Consider the following 14,827-nt stretch of genomic DNA (forward strand, 5'->3'; position numbering starts at 1 on the left):
GTGGCAAGAATTCAATATAACATGGCCTGTTGGCTCATTGTGACCAACACGTGGCGCGCCTAACATGGACGCTGACATCACAACCACGAAAGCTGTCACATGGAACAAACGAAGAAAATCCTGATCTGCGGCGGCGGCATCGCCGGCCCTGCGTGTGCCTGGTGGCTGACCAGGTACGGCTACTCCGTGGTGCTCGTCGAAAAGGCCGACGCGCTCAGGGTCGGCGGGCAGAACGTCGATGTGAAGGATGCCGCGCAGCAGGTCATCAAGCGCATGGGTTTGACGGAACAGGTCGAGGCGCGCGACACGCTGGAATGCGGACAGAAGTGGCTCGACGCGGCCGGCAAGGTGGTGGCTGTTTTCCCCAAAGGTAGTATCGGCGGACTGACCTGCGATTTTGAAATCCTGCGCGGCGATTTCGCCCGTATTTTGTTCGATGCGACCCACGGCACTTGCGAATACCGTTTTGGCACGTCCGTCAGTGGCGTTGAAGAGATTGAAAATGGCGTGCGGGCAACCTTTGCCGATGGCACGGCAGAGGACTTCGAACTGGTGATCTGCGCCGACGGCGTGAGCTCGCCGACCAGAGACCTGGCGCTGGCCGCTGAAACGCGCATGCGTTACCTCGGCGCCTACATGGCGTTTTTCAACATTCCCCGGCGGCCGGAAGACGACTTCTGGGCCTGCTCCGTCAACGGCATAGGCGGGACGATGATCAACCTCAGGCCAGGTGGCTTGACTGAAACTACCGTGCTGATGACCTTTCCAGCCGCTGAGCCTGGCCTGCGGAGTCCGACGACGCCGTCGCCGCGCGAGACGCTGCGGGCGGCACTGGTGGGCCGGGGCAAGGTGGCCGATCGTATCATCGCCGAGCTTGATAACGTCCAGGACTTCTATTTCGGGCCGATGAGCCAGGTACAAGCTTCCACCTGGTCAAAAGGCCGACTGGTCTTGCTGGGCGATGCGGCGCACTGCCCCACGCCATTCACGGGCAAGGGCACGGCTCTGGCGCTGGTGGGAGCCTACGTGCTGGCGGGGGAAATCAAGAGGCGCGCGAGCCACACCCAGGCTTTCGAGGCATACGAACGCATCCTGCGCCCGTATGCCGAGCGTACACAGCGGGAGCTGAGCCCTCGCCTCATTCGGCTCATGCACGTGCGGACGCGGTTCGGCATAGCCATCGCGCATGTACTGCAAAGGTGCGTCGGCAGCGCCCTGATCCAGTCGCTGTTGCGACCCAACGCCAAGACCAAGGCGCGCAGGATCGACGAGGATTTCACGCTCCCGATCTATTGAAAGCATCGCTGTGCTACCGGGCGCAGCCGGGCAAGGAACTGGCGGCGCGCCCGGTCACTTCAAAACAGCCCGCTTACAACTTCACCAGTTGCTTGCCGAAGTTGCGCCCTTTTAAGAGGCCGATGAAGGCGTCCGGCGCGCTGGCCAGGCCATCGGCCACGGATTCGCGGAATTTCAGCTTGCCCGTCGCCACCAGGCTGCCCAGTTCCGCCAGTCCCTGCGGCCAGAATTCCGGCTGCTCGGAAACGATGAAGCCGCGCACGGTCAGGCGGTTGGTGAGGATCAGGCGCGCATTGTCGAGCGGCGTCGGCTCGCCGTTGTAGCCGGCGATCCAGCCGCACACGGCCACGCGGCCAAACGCATTGGTGCGCGCCAGCGCCGCATCGAAGATGGCGCCGCCCACGTTTTCAAAGATGGCGTCGATGCCGTCGGGCGTGGCCGCCGCCAGATCGGCCTCAAGATTGCCCGCCTTGTAGTCGACGCAGGCGTCAAAACCCAGTTCCTCGACAACATAGCGGCATTTTTCCGCACCGCCCGCGATGCCGACGACACGGCAGCCTTTCAATTTCGCCAGCTGGCCCACGACACTGCCCACGGCGCCGCTGGCGGCCGACACGACCACGGTTTCGCCCGACTTCGGCGCCATGATCTGGTTCAAGCCATACCAGGCCGTCATGCCCGGCATGCCGACGGAACCCAGGTAAGCCGAAGCAGGAATGTGCGTCGTGTCGACCTTGCGCAGCATCGTGCCATCCGATACGGCCACTTCCGTCCAGCCCAACGTCCCCACGACGGTGTCGCCCACGGCAAACTTCGGATGCTTTGATTCCAGCACCACGCCCACCGTGCCGCCTATCATGGTTTCATCAATCGCTTGCGGCGCCGCGTAGCTTTTATTGGCACTCATGCGCCCGCGCATGTAAGGATCGAGCGACAGGTACTGGTTACGCACCAGCAACTGCCCATCCGTGATGGCGGGAATCTCTTGAGTTTCCAAACGAAAATGTGCCGGCTGCACTTCCTCATTGGAAGCGGGGCGCGAGGCGAGGACGATGCATTGGTAGGTGGTCATGAATGCTCCTTGTCGATAGATAAAATCAGCGGAAAACTGGAGTCAGACCCGGAGGGGGAATGCGTCCCAATGGGACGTATTCCGATCGCGAAGCGACTGACCCCGGATTTACGCTGTCATTACACTTCATAGTCCATACACTGCCGTGCTTCCCGTACCGCCCCAAAAAACGGCTTGATTTTCACGTGCTCGGGATGGTTCTGGTAAGCATCGAGCGCTTCGCGGCTGGCGAACTCGCTGTACAGGACGATGTCGTAGGTCGCTTCCAGGCCCGGCTGGGCCACGGCTGCTTCGAATTTCAATATGCCGGGCACCAGGTCGGAACAGGAGTCGAGCAGGGCTTTCAATTTCAATGCGTTCGTGGCGCGGTCGGCGCCCTCGGCGTGGTCTAACAGTTTCCAGAAAACGATGTGCTTGATCATGGCGGCAGGCTGCTTGTTTATTAATGAAGCATTACTGTAACCGCTATCGGCGCGCCTTGCAGGAAGCAGGCGCGCAATGCAAACGGGCGGCCCTGCAAGCCGCCCGCAGACTGGGTTCAATCTACATCACAGCACTTCGAACAACCCTGCCGCGCCCTGCCCGCCGCCGATGCACATGGTCACGACCACGTATTTGACGCCACGGCGCTTGCCTTCAATCAAGGCGTGGCCCGTCAGGCGGGCGCCCGACACGCCGTACGGGTGGCCGACGGCAATCGCGCCGCCGTTGACGTTCAGACGGTCCATGGGGATGCCCAGGGTGTCGGCGCAGTACAGCACTTGCACGGCGAACGCTTCGTTGAGTTCCCACAGGCCGATGTCGGCGACAGTCAAGCCCGCCTTTTTCAGCAGTTTCGGAATCGCGTAGACGGGGCCGATGCCCATTTCATCAGGTTCGCAGCCGGCCACGGCAAAGCCGCGGAAGATGCCCAACGGCTGCAAGCCTTTCGCTTCGGCCACTTTCGCATTCATGACGATGGCCATGGACGCGCCATCGGAAAACTGGCTGGCATTGCCTGCGCTGATGACGCCGCCAGGAATGGCCGGGCGGATCTTCGCCACGCCGTCATACGTCGTGTCGGCACGGATGCCTTCATCGGCGGCAATCGTCACTTCGCGCGAGACCAGCATGCCGCTGGCCTTGTCGGCCACGCCCATGATGGTGGTCATCGGCACGATTTCCGCGTCGAACAGGCCGGCCGCCTGGGCCGCGGCGGCACGCTGCTGGCTTTGCGCGCCGTAGGCATCCTGGCGCTCGCGCGAAATCTGGTAGCGCTTGGCGACGGTTTCAGCCGTCTGCAGCATGGGCCAGTACACTTCCGGCTTGTGCTGCTGCAGCCAGACCTCGCGGTACATATGCGTATTCATTTCATTTTGTACGCAGGAAATCGATTCCACGCCACCGGCCGCATAGATATCGCCTTCGCCGGCGATGATGCGCTGCGCCGCCAGGGCGATGGCCTGCAAGCCCGACGAGCAGAAACGGTTGACGGTCATGCCGGCCGTCGTGACGGGGCAACCGCCGCGCAGGGCCACCTGGCGCGCGATATTGCCGCCCGTGGCGCCTTCGGGAAAGGCGCAGCCGACCAGCACGTCTTCCACTTCCTCCGCCTCGATACGCGCGCGCTCGACGGCGGCGGCCAGCACGTGGCCGCCCAGGGTGGCGCCATGCGTCATGTTGAACGCGCCCTTCCAGGACTTGGCCAGGCCCGTGCGGGCGGTCGATACGATGACGGCTTCATTCATGCTGTGTCTCCTTGTGGGAAATATTATGGGGTGAGATATCTGTGGAATGAGAATAGCACATTTAAGTACGGTCGTTCGCAAAGTTCTGCCGAACAGCAATTTGTAAGCTTGGTGTAAGTTTCAAGCAAGCATGACGTAAGGTTCGGAGAACACACTCGCCTCCAGCTGTTGCAAGAATGGTCAAAAAGACCGCGGCACCAGTTCACTATAAAACATAGGGAGACAAACCATGGCATCACCATCCGGCTCGGCCGACGTACGGAAAACTTCTACCAAGGGAACGCCGATTACGCCCGAGGAACGCAAGGTCATCTTTGCGTCCTCGCTCGGCACCGTTTTTGAATGGTACGATTTTTATCTGTACGGTTCGCTCGCTTCCATCATCGCCAAGCAATTCTTCATCGGCGACCCTACCACCACCTTCATCTTCGCGCTGCTGGCCTTTGCCGCCGGCTTCATCGTGCGTCCATTCGGCGCGCTGGTCTTCGGCCGCCTGGGCGACATGATCGGCCGCAAGTACACCTTCCTGATCACCATTTTGATCATGGGCGGCTCCACCTTCATCGTCGGCTTGCTGCCGGGCCATGCGTCCATCGGCATCGCCGCACCGATCATCCTCGTCATCCTGCGCATCCTGCAAGGCCTGGCGCTGGGCGGTGAATATGGCGGCGCAGCCACCTATGTGGCCGAGCACGCGCCTGAAGGCAAGCGCGGCGCGTTCACGGCGTGGATACAAACGACGGCAACCCTGGGCTTCTTCCTGTCGCTGATGGTCATCCTGGGCACCCGCTTGGCGACCGGCGAGAAGGATTTCGAAGCATGGGGCTGGCGCATTCCCTTCCTCGTCTCCGTCATCCTGCTGGGTATTTCCGTGTGGATCCGCCTGGCCATGAATGAATCGCCGGCGTTTTCCAAGATGAAAGCCGAGGGCAAGACCTCGAAAGCCCCGCTGACGGAAGCGTTCGGCCAGTGGAAAAACCTGAAGATCGTCATCCTGGCCCTGATCGGCCTGACCGCCGGCCAGGCTGTCGTGTGGTACACGGGCCAGTTCTACGCCCTGTTCTTCATGATCCAGACCCTGAAAGTGGACCTGGCAACGGCCAACGTGCTCGTCGCCATCGCCCTGCTGCTGGCCACGCCGTTCTTCCTGTTCTTCGGCAGCCTGTCCGACCGCATCGGCCGCAAGTACATCATCCTCGGCGGCTGCCTGATCGCCGCGGCGACCTACTTCCCGATCTTCAACGGCCTGACCCACTTCGCCAACCCGCAGCTGGAAGCGGCTCTGAAGAACTCGCCAGTGGTGGTGGTGGCCGATCCCGCTTCCTGCCACTTCCAGTTCAACATGACGGGCACGAAGAAATTCCCATCGTCGTGCGACATCGCCACCGGCTTCCTGTCGAACAGCTCGGTGAACTACACGAAGGAAGACGCACCGGCCGGCAGCATCGCCAAGGTGCGCATCGGTACAAAGGAATTTACGTCGTTTAACGCCGTCATGACAGCCGATGGCTTGAACTTCGATGCGGAAAGCAAGGCCCACGAAGCGGCGCTGAAGAAAGAACTGGGCGCCGGCATCAAGGAAGCGGGCTACCCTGCAAAAGCCGATCCGGACCAGATCAACAAGCCGATGGTCGTGTTGCTGCTGTTCATCCTGGTGCTGTACGTGACCATGGTGTATGGCCCGATCGCCGCCATGCTGGTGGAAATGTTCCCGACGCGTATCCGTTACACTTCGATGTCCCTGCCTTACCATATCGGTAACGGCTGGTTCGGCGGCTTGCTGCCGACCACGGCCTTCGCGCTGGTGGCCTTCAAGGGCGATATCTATTACGGCCTGTGGTATCCGATCGTCGTCGCCCTGGCGACTGTCGTGATCGGCACCCTGTTCGTCAAGGAAACGAAGGACAACAACATCTACGCCGACGATTAATCTGAGGCAAACCCCGGTCGCAAGGCCGGGGCCGCAAAGCAAAACGCCGCTGACTGGTCAGCGGCGTTTTTTTATGTGGTTGCAAGCTTACTTGTCGTTCTTGCTCTTTTTCAGCTGGTCGCGCTGCTGCACGTATTCCTGGTAACTGGTCTGGTTGCGCTTGCGGCAAGCGTTGCGGTCGTCGAAATTATTGAGGCTGTTGCAATACTCGCCGATCTTGTCCCGGTTCGCGTCATACAGTACTTCGCAGCCGGTCATGGCCAGCAAGAAGGGAACGATCAGATATTTCATTGCTACTCTCATGGATAGGAACGGATTGCGCGAAAAAACACCAGATTGCCCTCTGGATAAGCGGGCAGCTTTATCTTAACGCGATCCCGGCGAAAAGTACAAGCGCTCGGTATTACTAAATGGAAAGGAATCCCCTGCGTGCGCGCCCTACTGCATGCTATGGTGGAAGTTTCTATCACCGGACTCGTGCCAGGCATGCCGACCATCGCCCCCGCCCCCTGCGGCCCGCTGCAGCCCCATTTCGACGCCTTGCTGCAAGACGTCTGCGCCAGCCTGGATGCGCAAGCCGGTCACTGGCTCGACGGCATCTACCTGTATGGCAGCATCGCCCGTGGCGACGCCACACCCGGCGTGTCCGACCTCGACCTGACCCTGGTGCTGCGCCAGCCGCCCACGCAGCAGCAGGCTGACACGCTGGAAGCGCTGCGCCTGGCCTTGCAGGCGCGCCACCCGGAAGTACTGAAAATCGATTTCGATATCGGCCACCGGGCCCAGGCGATGGCGCCCGAGCACCTGTACAGCTGGGGCTACTGGATCAAGCACCAGTGCCGCTGCCTGTGGGGCGACGACCTGGCGCCGCACTTTGCGCCGTTCGCGCCCTCGCGCGCCGTTGCCCAGGCCGTAAATGGCGACTTTGCCCGCGTGCTGGAAAATTATGCACAACGCCTCGACGACGAGCGCGACCCTGCCGCCATCGTCCGCCTGCAGCGCGAAGCGTCGCGCAAGCTGATCCGCTCATGCAATATCCTGCGCCACGATGACGATCCCTGCTGGCCCGCCAGCCTGGACGAGCATGCTGCACTGTTGCTGCGCCACTATCCCGCCATGCAGGCGCAGATAGCGTATTTCCTTGCCCAGGCCCGGTCCGGCGCCGCGCCAGCCAGCGGTTTTACGCCAGCGCTGCGCCAATTCACGCAGTGGCTGGCACAGCAACAAGCGGGCTAAACGCCCGGCTCTTCGCTCAACAGCGGATTGTCCGCCGCGAACGCCGCCAGGTGCTCGAGCAGCACGCGCACGCGGGCCGGCAGGTAGCGCCGCTGCGTCCACACGGCATATACGTGGCGCGGCTGCGGCATCCAGTCGGGCAAAACGCGCACGAGGCTGCCACTGGCCACTTCGTCGCGGCATTGCAGCAGTGGACACAGCAGGATGCCGATGCCCGCGTCGGCCATTTCCACGGCCAGGCGCATCTCGTTGACGCGCAGGCGCGCCTGCGGTTCGATCACCATTTCGGCGCCATCGCCAGGGCGCCGCAAGCGCCAGGTGCGCAATGGCTCGGCCACGATCAGCTCGTGCTTTTCCAATTCCTGCAAGTCGCGCGGCACGCCGGCGCGCGCCAGGTAGCCGGGCGCGGCCACCATCACCAGCGAAGCGCTGCCCAGCCGGCGCTGCATCAGCGAGGAATCGTCGAGCGCGCCGACGCGGATGGCCAGGTCGGCGCCGCTGCTCACCAGGTCTTGCAGCAGGTTCGACAGCTCCAGTTCCAGGCGGATGTCCGGGTACTTCTGCATGAAGCTGACCCAGGCCGGCGTCAGCAAGCCGCTGGCGAAGTTGACGGGCGCCAGCACGCGGATGCTGCCCGAGACGGCTGACAGGCTGGCGTCGAGCTGCTGCGTCGCCTGCCGCAAGGCGTGGACCAAAGGGCGGCACTGCTCGTAGTATTGCCAGCCTTCCGCCGTCGGCTGCAGGCGGCGCGCGCTGCGGTTGAGCAAGCGGTAGCCGAGCTGGCTTTCCAGCTTTTGCAGCCGGCGCGTGACGGTCGCGGCGGGCAAGGCTTCCTTGACGGCTGCCGCATGCAGGCTGCCAGCCTCGACAATGGCGACAAACAGGGCTAAATCATCTAGCATGATTGCATTTTCGGAATTTGAAATTAAAAATATGGCTCTAGTATAGATTGCTGCAAGTCGTTACGCTGCCATATCTTGATACTTTGAAAGTGCCCCATGTCCGAAGCCCTGCGTTTGCGCTGCGTATTTGCCTTCCTGATGTCGCTGCTCATGACCTTGCTGATGAGCGCCTGGGTCACCTGGCTCAATATCGGCCTGCAGGCGGACTTCCTGCCCCGCTGGCGCCATGCCTTCTTTGCCGCCTGGCCCGTGGCCTTCTGCGCCGTGATGCTGTTCGCGCCCCGCGTGCAGCTGATGAGCCGCAGCATCGTGGCCAGGCTCGCGCGTCCGGCGCCAGCCTGCCCCGCCTGCCCGGCAGATGCGCCATGCGCATGCGCCAGCCGCCCTTAACCGGCAGTCGGCCAGCAACAGTATCACTCGGTCACTCCCGCCCACGGCCGCCCTGATCCGGGCTATGCTATGGCCGTCCTTGTCTTTACAGCGGAGTGTCCATGCTCGATCACGTTTCCCTCACCGTCAGCGATCTGGAACGCGCCGAGCGCTTCTATGACGCCATCTTTGCCGCCCTCGCCGTGCCCAAGGTGGGCAGCGACCATGCCCATGCGTGGATAGGTTACGGCGAACGCAGCGATGCGGAGCATCCTGAACGCAGCTATTTTTCCGTGCGCCTGGGCCCGCAGCCAGACGACGCGCCGCGCCGCCATTGCTGCTTCAAGGCCTCCTCGCGCGCAGCCGTGGAAGCGTTCTGGCAGGCGGGACTGGCGCACGGCGGCATCGACCTGGGCGCGCCGGGCCTGCGCCACTATCACGCCAGCTATTACGCGGCCTTTTTGTTCGATCCGGACGGCAACCGCATCGAAGCCGTCTGCCATCGCGCCGACGCCGGCTGACAGGACGAGAAACCCGGCTCTGTTCGGCATTTCCACTTCGATACGTTTTGCCTATAATGGCTGTCAAGCCATACCGTCCCCGGTCCGTGCACCAAGAAGGAGATTCATGCATCATCTATTCGTCGGCCGCCCCGCGCGCACCATGCTCCTCTCCAGCGCCGGCCTGCTGCTGGCAGGCTGTTTTTCCGGCTGCTCCCTGTTGCCATCCACGCCGGTCACGCCGGGCGTGCCGGCCACCGCCGCCCTGCCCGACGCCAGCATCGCCTATACCCTGAGCGGCCAGAGCGGCTTGCCCGTGGTCTTCCAGTCGGCCATGGGCGACGGCAAGGATGTGTGGGCCAAGGTTGCGCCCGAAGTAGCCCGGCAGCACCGCGTGCTCGTGTACGACCGCCCCGGTTACGGCGACAGCCAGAAAACCACCACGCCGCGCGACCCCTGCACCATCGCCGCCCAGCAGCGCGCCCTGCTGGCGCAAGCGGGCCTGAAGCCGCCGTATGTGCTGGTCGGCCATGGCTTGGGCGGGCTGTACCAGTATGTGTATGCGAGGCTGTACCCGCAGGACGTGGCCGGCCTGGTGCTGCTCGATCCCACGCACCCGCAGCAGTGGAACCGCCTGCAACAGGACGCGTCCACCTACGCCATGCTCGTGAAAACGCGGCGTAAACTCATGTTCAACAGTACGGAATCGGCCGAATTCGATGCCCAGACGCAGTGCTTGCAACACGTCGACATGAGCAGTCCGCTGCGCGTGCCCGCCATGCTGCTGGTGCGCGACAAGTTCGGCATCGAAGAAATGGGCTCGTTCGAGAACGTGGTACGGGCCCAGGAAAAGGATTGGCAGCGCCTGTCCGGCGCGCCGGCCATCGAGCGCATCACGGGCGCCGGCTACTACATCCAGAAAGACAACCCCGTCATCGTCAACGAGGCGATCAAGATGGTGGCGAAGAAGAAGTAGTGGCGTCGGATTACGCGGCGATTGAACCCCTTGTCGACGCGTACGTCGGATTAGCGTGGCGAAGCCGCGCGTAATCCGACAATATCGGGCGTCAACGGCAGCGCCGGATCAGCTATTGAACCCCTTGCCCTCGCCCGCCAGTTTCACCAGCAGCGGCGCCGGCGTCCACGCCTCGCCGTGGCGGCCTTTCGCGTAGCCGGCAATCGTGTCAAGCACGTTCGGCAAGCCGACCGTGTCCGCGTAGAACATGGGGCCGCCGCGGAACAGCGGGAAGCCGTAGCCCGTCAAATACACCATGTCGATGTCCGAGGCGCGCAGGGCGATGCCCTCTTCCAGGATGCGCGCGCCCTCGTTGACGAGCGCATACACGAGGCGTTCGACGATTTCCTGGTCGCTGATCTTGCGCCGCGCCACGCCGATGTCGGCGGAGTGCTGGATAATCATGGCGTTGACCTGCTCCGACGGATAGGCCTTGCGGTCGCCCGGCTTGTAGTCGTACCAGCCGGCGCCCGTCTTCTGGCCAAACCGCCCCAGTTCGCACAGCAAATCGGCCGTCTTCGAATACGTGACGTCCGGCTTTTCCACGTAGCGGCGCTTGCGGATGGCCCAGCCGATATCGTTGCCGGCCAGGTCGCCCATGCGGAACGGGCCCATGGCGAAGCCGAATTTCTCGACCGCCTTGTCGACCTGTTCCGGCAGACAGCCTTCTTCCAGCAGGAAACCGGCTTGGCGGCTGTATTGCTCGATCATGCGGTTGCCGATGAAACCGTCGCACACGCCCGAGACGACGCCCGTCTTCTTCAGCTTTTTCGACAGGGCCAGCGCCGTGGCCAGCACCTCCTTGCCCGTTTCCTTGCCCCGCACGATTTCCAGCAGCTTCATGACGTTCGCCGGGCTGAAAAAATGCGTGCCGACCACGTCCTGCGGCCGCTGGGTGAATGCGGCGATCTTGTCCAGGTCCAAAGTGGACGTGTTCGAGGCTAGGATGGCGCCCGGCTTCATGACGGCGTCGAGCTGCTTGAAGACGGCTTCCTTGACGCCCAGCTCTTCGAAGACGGCTTCGATGACGATGTCGGCCTGCGCAATGTCGGCATACGCCAACGTGCCGCTGACCAGCGCGATGCGCTGCTCGGCCTTCTCTTGCGTCAGCTTGCCCTTCTTCACCGTGTTTTCATAATTCTTGCGGATCGTGGCCAGGCCCTTGTCCAGCGCTTCCTGCTTCGTTTCCAGCAGCATCACGGGAATGCCCGCGTTGGCAAAGTTCATGGCGATACCGCCGCCCATGGTGCCGGCGCCGACAATGGCCGCGCTGGCGATCGTGCGCACGGGCGTATCGGCCGGCACGTCGGGCACCTTGCTGGCGACGCGTTCGGCAAAGAAGGCGTGGCGCAGGGCTTTCGATTCCGGCGACTGCACCAGCTGCATGAACAGTTCGCGCTCGTACTTCAAGCCGTCGTCGAATTTCATCGTCACGGCGGCGGCCACGGCATCGACGCATTTGAGCGGTGCGGGGAACGGGCCGGACATGGCTTTGACGGTGTTGCGCGAAAACTGCAGGAAAGCTTCGTGGTTCGGGTAGTCGACCTTGCGCTCGCGCACTTTCGGCAGCGGACGCACATCGGCCACTTTCGTGGCGAAGGCCACGGCGGCGGCCAGCAAGTCGGCGCCGGGCGCGATGACTTCGTCGAACAGGGCCGTGCCGGCCAGTTTTTCGGATGCGACGGGCGTGCCCGTAACGATCATGTTCAGGGCCATTTCCAGGCCCAGCACGCGTGGCAGGCGCTGCGTGCCGCCAGCGCCCGGCAAGATGCCGAGTTTGACTTCCGGCAAGGCCATCTGCGCGCCCGGTGCGGCCACGCGGTAGTTGCAACCGAGCGCCAGCTCCAGGCCGCCACCCATGCAGACGCTGTGGATGGCCGCCACGACCGGCTTGGTCGACTGTTCGACGACGTTGATCAGGGTGTGCAGGGTCGGTTCCGTGAGCGCCTTGGGCGAATTGAATTCCTTGATGTCGGCGCCGCCCGAAAAGGCCTTGCCGGCGCCCGTGATGACGATGGCTTTGACGGCCTCGTCCGCCAGCGCCTGGCGGATGCCAGCCACGGCGGCCGTACGCGTCGCCAGGCCCAGGCCATTGACGGGCGGGTTGGCCAGGGTAATGACGGCAACGGCGCCGTTCACTTGATATTCAGCACTCATGTCTCTTCCTTATTGATTTTTACTCAGCGATGAGGTGGTTGCAAGGGATGAAGCTTCACTATACCGCATAAAAGAACGCTCGTATTATTTTTGTCGTGACGCGCCCGGCGCCAGCATGCTACGCCATGGTACAACATCGTTTGCGGAAAGATTCTGCTGCAAGTAGCAAGCTCTTGTAGAAGCTATCACTTGGATATTCATTTAAATAATAAAACAGCAATAATAATAACGATGTTTTATTATGTAAAAGAATGCGTTTGTTATATGCCGGCATGGGGCAATTGCGACAGTTTTTACATTATTTATTCCCGCCCCTTGTTTTTCGCCAGACGCTGGGGAATAATAAAATTATTGATTCAAATCAATACTCTACAATTTATCCACGATAAGGCAAACTGCAGGGCAAACACTGGCGGCCGTTGATTGCGCACATTCTCACCGATTATCACCAGATGCCGGCCCATGCAATAACATTCCCGCCTTATAGGGATAGCAGAAAAAATAATAAAAGCAGCCTTATCGCTCCCATTCCTCTTCTCACCCCCGAAGGAAATACTATGGACGCAGCCAGCCATGTCAGCCACTCCCAGGATCTGGACTTACAAGCGATAAACACTGCATTGAACCGTGTCCAGGCCGTCATCGAATTCGAACTCGACGGCACTATCCTGCATGCGAATGACAATTTCCTGCGTGTCGTCGGCTATAGCCTGGCCGAGGTGCAAGGCAAGCACCATGCCATCTTTTGCGATCCCGAGTACGTCAAAACAGCCGAATACGCCAACTTCTGGGCCAAGCTGGGACGCGGTGAATTCGACCAGGGCGAATACAAGCGCCGCGCCAGGGATGGCCGCGAAGTGTGGATCAACGCTTCCTACAACCCCATCCTCGACGCGGACGGCAAACCGTATAAAGTCATCAAGTTCGCCACCGACATTACGGCAAGCAAGCGCCGCAATGCCGATTACGAAGGCAAGATCGACGCCATCAGCAAGGCGCAGGCCGTGATCGAGTTCCAGCTTGACGGCACCGTCATCCGCGCGAACGACAACTTCCTCAAGTCCGTCGGCTACACCCTGGACGAGATCGCAGGCAAGCACCACCGCATGTTTTGCGAACCCGAGTACGCCAAGAGCGAGGAATACGCGCAATTCTGGCACAAGCTGGGACAAGGCCAGTTCGATGCGGGCGAATACAAGCGCGTCACCAAGGACGGCCGCGAAATCTGGCTCAACGCGTCGTACAACCCCATCTTTGACGCGGAAGGCCGGCCCTTCAAGGTGGTCAAGTTCGCCAGCGACGTGACGGCCCTGAAAAAGCGCAACGCCGAATACGAAGGCAAGGTCAGCGCCATCGGCAAGGCGCAAGCCGTGATCGAATTCGACATGCAGGGCAAGGTGCTGGACGCGAACGACAATTTCCTCGCCGTCATGGACTACGACTTGAGCGATATCCAGGGCGAGCACCACCGCATGTTCTGCGAGCCCGAGTATGCCGGCAGCGCCGAGTACAAGAAATTCTGGCAAAAGCTCAACCGGGGCGAATTCGACGCGGGCCGCTACAAGCGCCTGGGCAACCATGGCAAGGTGGTGTGGATACAGGCCACCTACAACCCCATCCTGGACCTGAACGGCAAGCCGTATAAAGTGGTCAAGTTCGCCATCGACATCACGGACCAGGTGAACCTGGAAAACAGCATCCAGGCCAAGGCCGCCAACGACAGCCGCAAGGTCAATGCCCTGCTCGACTCGGTGGCACGCGCGGCGCAAGGCGACCTGACCTGCAATATCGTGCCCGAAGGCGGCGAGCCGATCGATTTGCTGGCCGGCGGCATCAGCAAGATGATCGTCGATTTGCGCGGCGTGATCGGCAACGTGGTGTCGGCGGCCAACGGCTTTGCCGACGCCTCGAACGCCATCGCCGAACGGGCCACGGGCGTGGCCGTGGGCACGCAGGCACTGGGCGCCACGGTGGAAGAAATGAACGCGTCCATCGACGGCCTGACGTTTTCCATCAATTCCATCGCGGAAAACACCTCGAATGCCGATTCCCTGGCGAAAGCCACGCATCAGGAGGCGGAAGCGGGTGCGCGCGCCGTCGCCAAGTCGATCGAAGCGATGGACTTGATCAACCGTTCGTCAGAAGACATCGGCGAGATCGTCAAGGTCATCAGCGAGATCGCCAACCAGACGAACATGCTGGCCTTCAATGCGGCCATCGAGGCGGCGCGCGCGGGCGAGCACGGCCTGGGCTTTTCCGTCGTTGCCGACGAAGTACGCAAGCTGGCCGAGCGCTCGTCGCAGGCGACCAAGGAAATTTCCAAGCTGATCAACGAATCCGTCAAGCGCGTTTCCACCGGCAGCGAGATTTCGCGCCAGGCCAGCGACGCCTTCGACAAAATCGTCTCGGGCGTGGCGAAGACCACCCTGGCCATTTCCGATATCTCGAAGGCGGCCAACGAACAGCTGCTGACGGCGCGCGAAGTGTCGACGGCCATCCAGTACATTGCCGAGGAAACGGAAAAGTCGGCCGCCAACTGCGACAGCATCGCCCGCTCGACGGATGGGCTGAACGAGCGCGCGGGCAGCCTGAACCAGACTGTCTCCGGCTTCGTGGTGTAAGC

Annotated in this window: 13 protein-coding genes; 7 read left to right on the forward strand and 6 right to left on the reverse strand. The window is 61.8% G+C overall.

The genetic code is table 11. From position 1 onward, the window contains the following. Positions 1 to 99 precede the first annotated feature (99 nt). A complete protein-coding gene (locus tag ASN89_RS02310) occupies positions 100 to 1,296 on the forward strand; it encodes an FAD-dependent oxidoreductase (RefSeq protein WP_058048130.1) in 1,197 nt (398 codons plus the stop codon). A gap of 73 nt (positions 1,297 to 1,369) precedes the next feature. On the opposite strand, the gene ASN89_RS02315 is transcribed toward ASN89_RS02310, so the two are convergent. From ASN89_RS02315 to ASN89_RS02325, 3 genes are all read right to left on the reverse strand, one after another. Then, a complete protein-coding gene (locus tag ASN89_RS02315) occupies positions 1,370 to 2,368 on the reverse strand; it encodes an NADP-dependent oxidoreductase (RefSeq protein WP_058048131.1) in 999 nt (332 codons plus the stop codon). A 119-nt stretch (positions 2,369 to 2,487) separates the two neighbouring features. Beyond that, entirely contained in the window at positions 2,488 to 2,790 is a 303-nt protein-coding gene (locus ASN89_RS02320) for a Dabb family protein (protein WP_058048132.1), read from the reverse strand. 126 nt (positions 2,791 to 2,916) lie between these two features. After that, a complete protein-coding gene (locus tag ASN89_RS02325; RefSeq protein WP_058048133.1) occupies positions 2,917 to 4,095 on the reverse strand; it encodes an acetyl-CoA C-acyltransferase in 1,179 nt (392 codons plus the stop codon). A gap of 229 nt (positions 4,096 to 4,324) precedes the next feature. On the opposite strand from ASN89_RS02325, the gene ASN89_RS02330 reads away from it, so the two are divergent. After that, entirely contained in the window at positions 4,325 to 6,025 is a 1,701-nt protein-coding gene (locus ASN89_RS02330) for an MFS transporter (RefSeq protein ID WP_046682763.1), read from the forward strand. 87 nt (positions 6,026 to 6,112) lie between these two features. Here the strand turns inward: ASN89_RS02330 and ASN89_RS02335 are convergent, their stop codons facing one another. Beyond that, on the reverse strand, positions 6,113 to 6,316 hold the full coding sequence (locus ASN89_RS02335; RefSeq protein WP_058048134.1) for a hypothetical protein: 204 nt from the start codon (positions 6,314 to 6,316) through the stop codon (positions 6,113 to 6,115). A gap of 195 nt (positions 6,317 to 6,511) precedes the next feature. Here ASN89_RS02335 and ASN89_RS02340 point away from each other — a divergent pair, with 195 nt between their 5' ends. Next, on the forward strand, positions 6,512 to 7,261 hold the full coding sequence (locus ASN89_RS02340) for a nucleotidyltransferase domain-containing protein (RefSeq protein ID WP_152988414.1): 750 nt from the start codon (positions 6,512 to 6,514) through the stop codon (positions 7,259 to 7,261). Here ASN89_RS02340 and ASN89_RS02345 read toward each other — a convergent pair. Continuing rightward, complete coding sequence (locus tag ASN89_RS02345; protein ID WP_058048136.1) at positions 7,258 to 8,163, reverse strand: LysR family transcriptional regulator; 906 nt, start codon at positions 8,161 to 8,163, stop codon at positions 7,258 to 7,260. The two genes, ASN89_RS02340 and ASN89_RS02345, sit on opposite strands and share 4 nt — an antisense overlap. A gap of 96 nt (positions 8,164 to 8,259) precedes the next feature. On the opposite strand from ASN89_RS02345, the gene ASN89_RS02350 reads away from it, so the two are divergent. From ASN89_RS02350 to ASN89_RS02360, 3 genes are all read left to right on the forward strand, one after another. Next, on the forward strand, positions 8,260 to 8,553 hold the full coding sequence (locus ASN89_RS02350; RefSeq protein ID WP_046682767.1) for a DUF2798 domain-containing protein: 294 nt from the start codon (positions 8,260 to 8,262) through the stop codon (positions 8,551 to 8,553). A gap of 101 nt (positions 8,554 to 8,654) precedes the next feature. Further along, entirely contained in the window at positions 8,655 to 9,053 is a 399-nt protein-coding gene (locus tag ASN89_RS02355) for a VOC family protein (RefSeq protein WP_058048137.1), read from the forward strand. 106 nt (positions 9,054 to 9,159) lie between these two features. After that, positions 9,160 to 10,008 carry an alpha/beta fold hydrolase gene (locus ASN89_RS02360; protein WP_058048138.1) on the forward strand — a complete coding sequence of 283 codons (849 nt, stop codon included), beginning with the start codon at positions 9,160 to 9,162 and terminating at the stop codon, positions 10,006 to 10,008. 108 nt (positions 10,009 to 10,116) lie between these two features. On the opposite strand, the gene ASN89_RS02365 is transcribed toward ASN89_RS02360, so the two are convergent. Continuing rightward, the gene (locus ASN89_RS02365; RefSeq protein WP_058048139.1) at positions 10,117 to 12,204 is read right to left on the reverse strand and encodes a 3-hydroxyacyl-CoA dehydrogenase NAD-binding domain-containing protein; all 2,088 of its coding nucleotides are present in this window, start codon (positions 12,202 to 12,204) and stop codon (positions 10,117 to 10,119) included. Positions 12,205 to 12,824: 620 nt separating this feature from the next. Between ASN89_RS02365 and ASN89_RS02370 the strand changes: the two genes are divergently transcribed. Then, positions 12,825 to 14,825 carry a PAS domain-containing methyl-accepting chemotaxis protein gene (locus ASN89_RS02370; protein ID WP_321166311.1) on the forward strand — a complete coding sequence of 667 codons (2,001 nt, stop codon included), beginning with the start codon at positions 12,825 to 12,827 and terminating at the stop codon, positions 14,823 to 14,825. Positions 14,826 to 14,827 lie beyond the last annotated feature (2 nt).

The organism is Janthinobacterium sp. Ant5-2-1, from assembly GCF_001445815.1.
Taxonomy (GTDB): Bacteria; Pseudomonadota; Gammaproteobacteria; order Burkholderiales; family Burkholderiaceae_D; genus Janthinobacterium; species Janthinobacterium lividum_E.

Coding starts and splice junctions, on each gene's coding strand:
- ASN89_RS02355 (WP_058048137.1), top strand. CDS start 8,655: ATGCTCGATCACGTTTCCCTCACCGTCAGCGATCTGGAACGCGCCGAG.
- ASN89_RS02365 (WP_058048139.1), bottom strand. CDS start 12,204: ATGAGTGCTGAATATCAAGTGAACGGCGCCGTTGCCGTCATTACCCTG.
- ASN89_RS02345 (WP_058048136.1), bottom strand. CDS start 8,163: ATGCTAGATGATTTAGCCCTGTTTGTCGCCATTGTCGAGGCTGGCAGC.
- ASN89_RS02350 (WP_046682767.1), top strand. CDS start 8,260: ATGTCCGAAGCCCTGCGTTTGCGCTGCGTATTTGCCTTCCTGATGTCG.
- ASN89_RS02315 (WP_058048131.1), bottom strand. CDS start 2,368: ATGACCACCTACCAATGCATCGTCCTCGCCTCGCGCCCCGCTTCCAAT.
- ASN89_RS02360 (WP_058048138.1), top strand. CDS start 9,160: ATGCATCATCTATTCGTCGGCCGCCCCGCGCGCACCATGCTCCTCTCC.
- ASN89_RS02335 (WP_058048134.1), bottom strand. CDS start 6,316: ATGAAATATCTGATCGTTCCCTTCTTGCTGGCCATGACCGGCTGCGAA.
- ASN89_RS02340 (WP_152988414.1), top strand. CDS start 6,512: ATGCCGACCATCGCCCCCGCCCCCTGCGGCCCGCTGCAGCCCCATTTC.
- ASN89_RS02330 (WP_046682763.1), top strand. CDS start 4,325: ATGGCATCACCATCCGGCTCGGCCGACGTACGGAAAACTTCTACCAAG.
- ASN89_RS02320 (WP_058048132.1), bottom strand. CDS start 2,790: ATGATCAAGCACATCGTTTTCTGGAAACTGTTAGACCACGCCGAGGGC.
- ASN89_RS02310 (WP_058048130.1), top strand. CDS start 100: ATGGAACAAACGAAGAAAATCCTGATCTGCGGCGGCGGCATCGCCGGC.
- ASN89_RS02325 (WP_058048133.1), bottom strand. CDS start 4,095: ATGAATGAAGCCGTCATCGTATCGACCGCCCGCACGGGCCTGGCCAAG.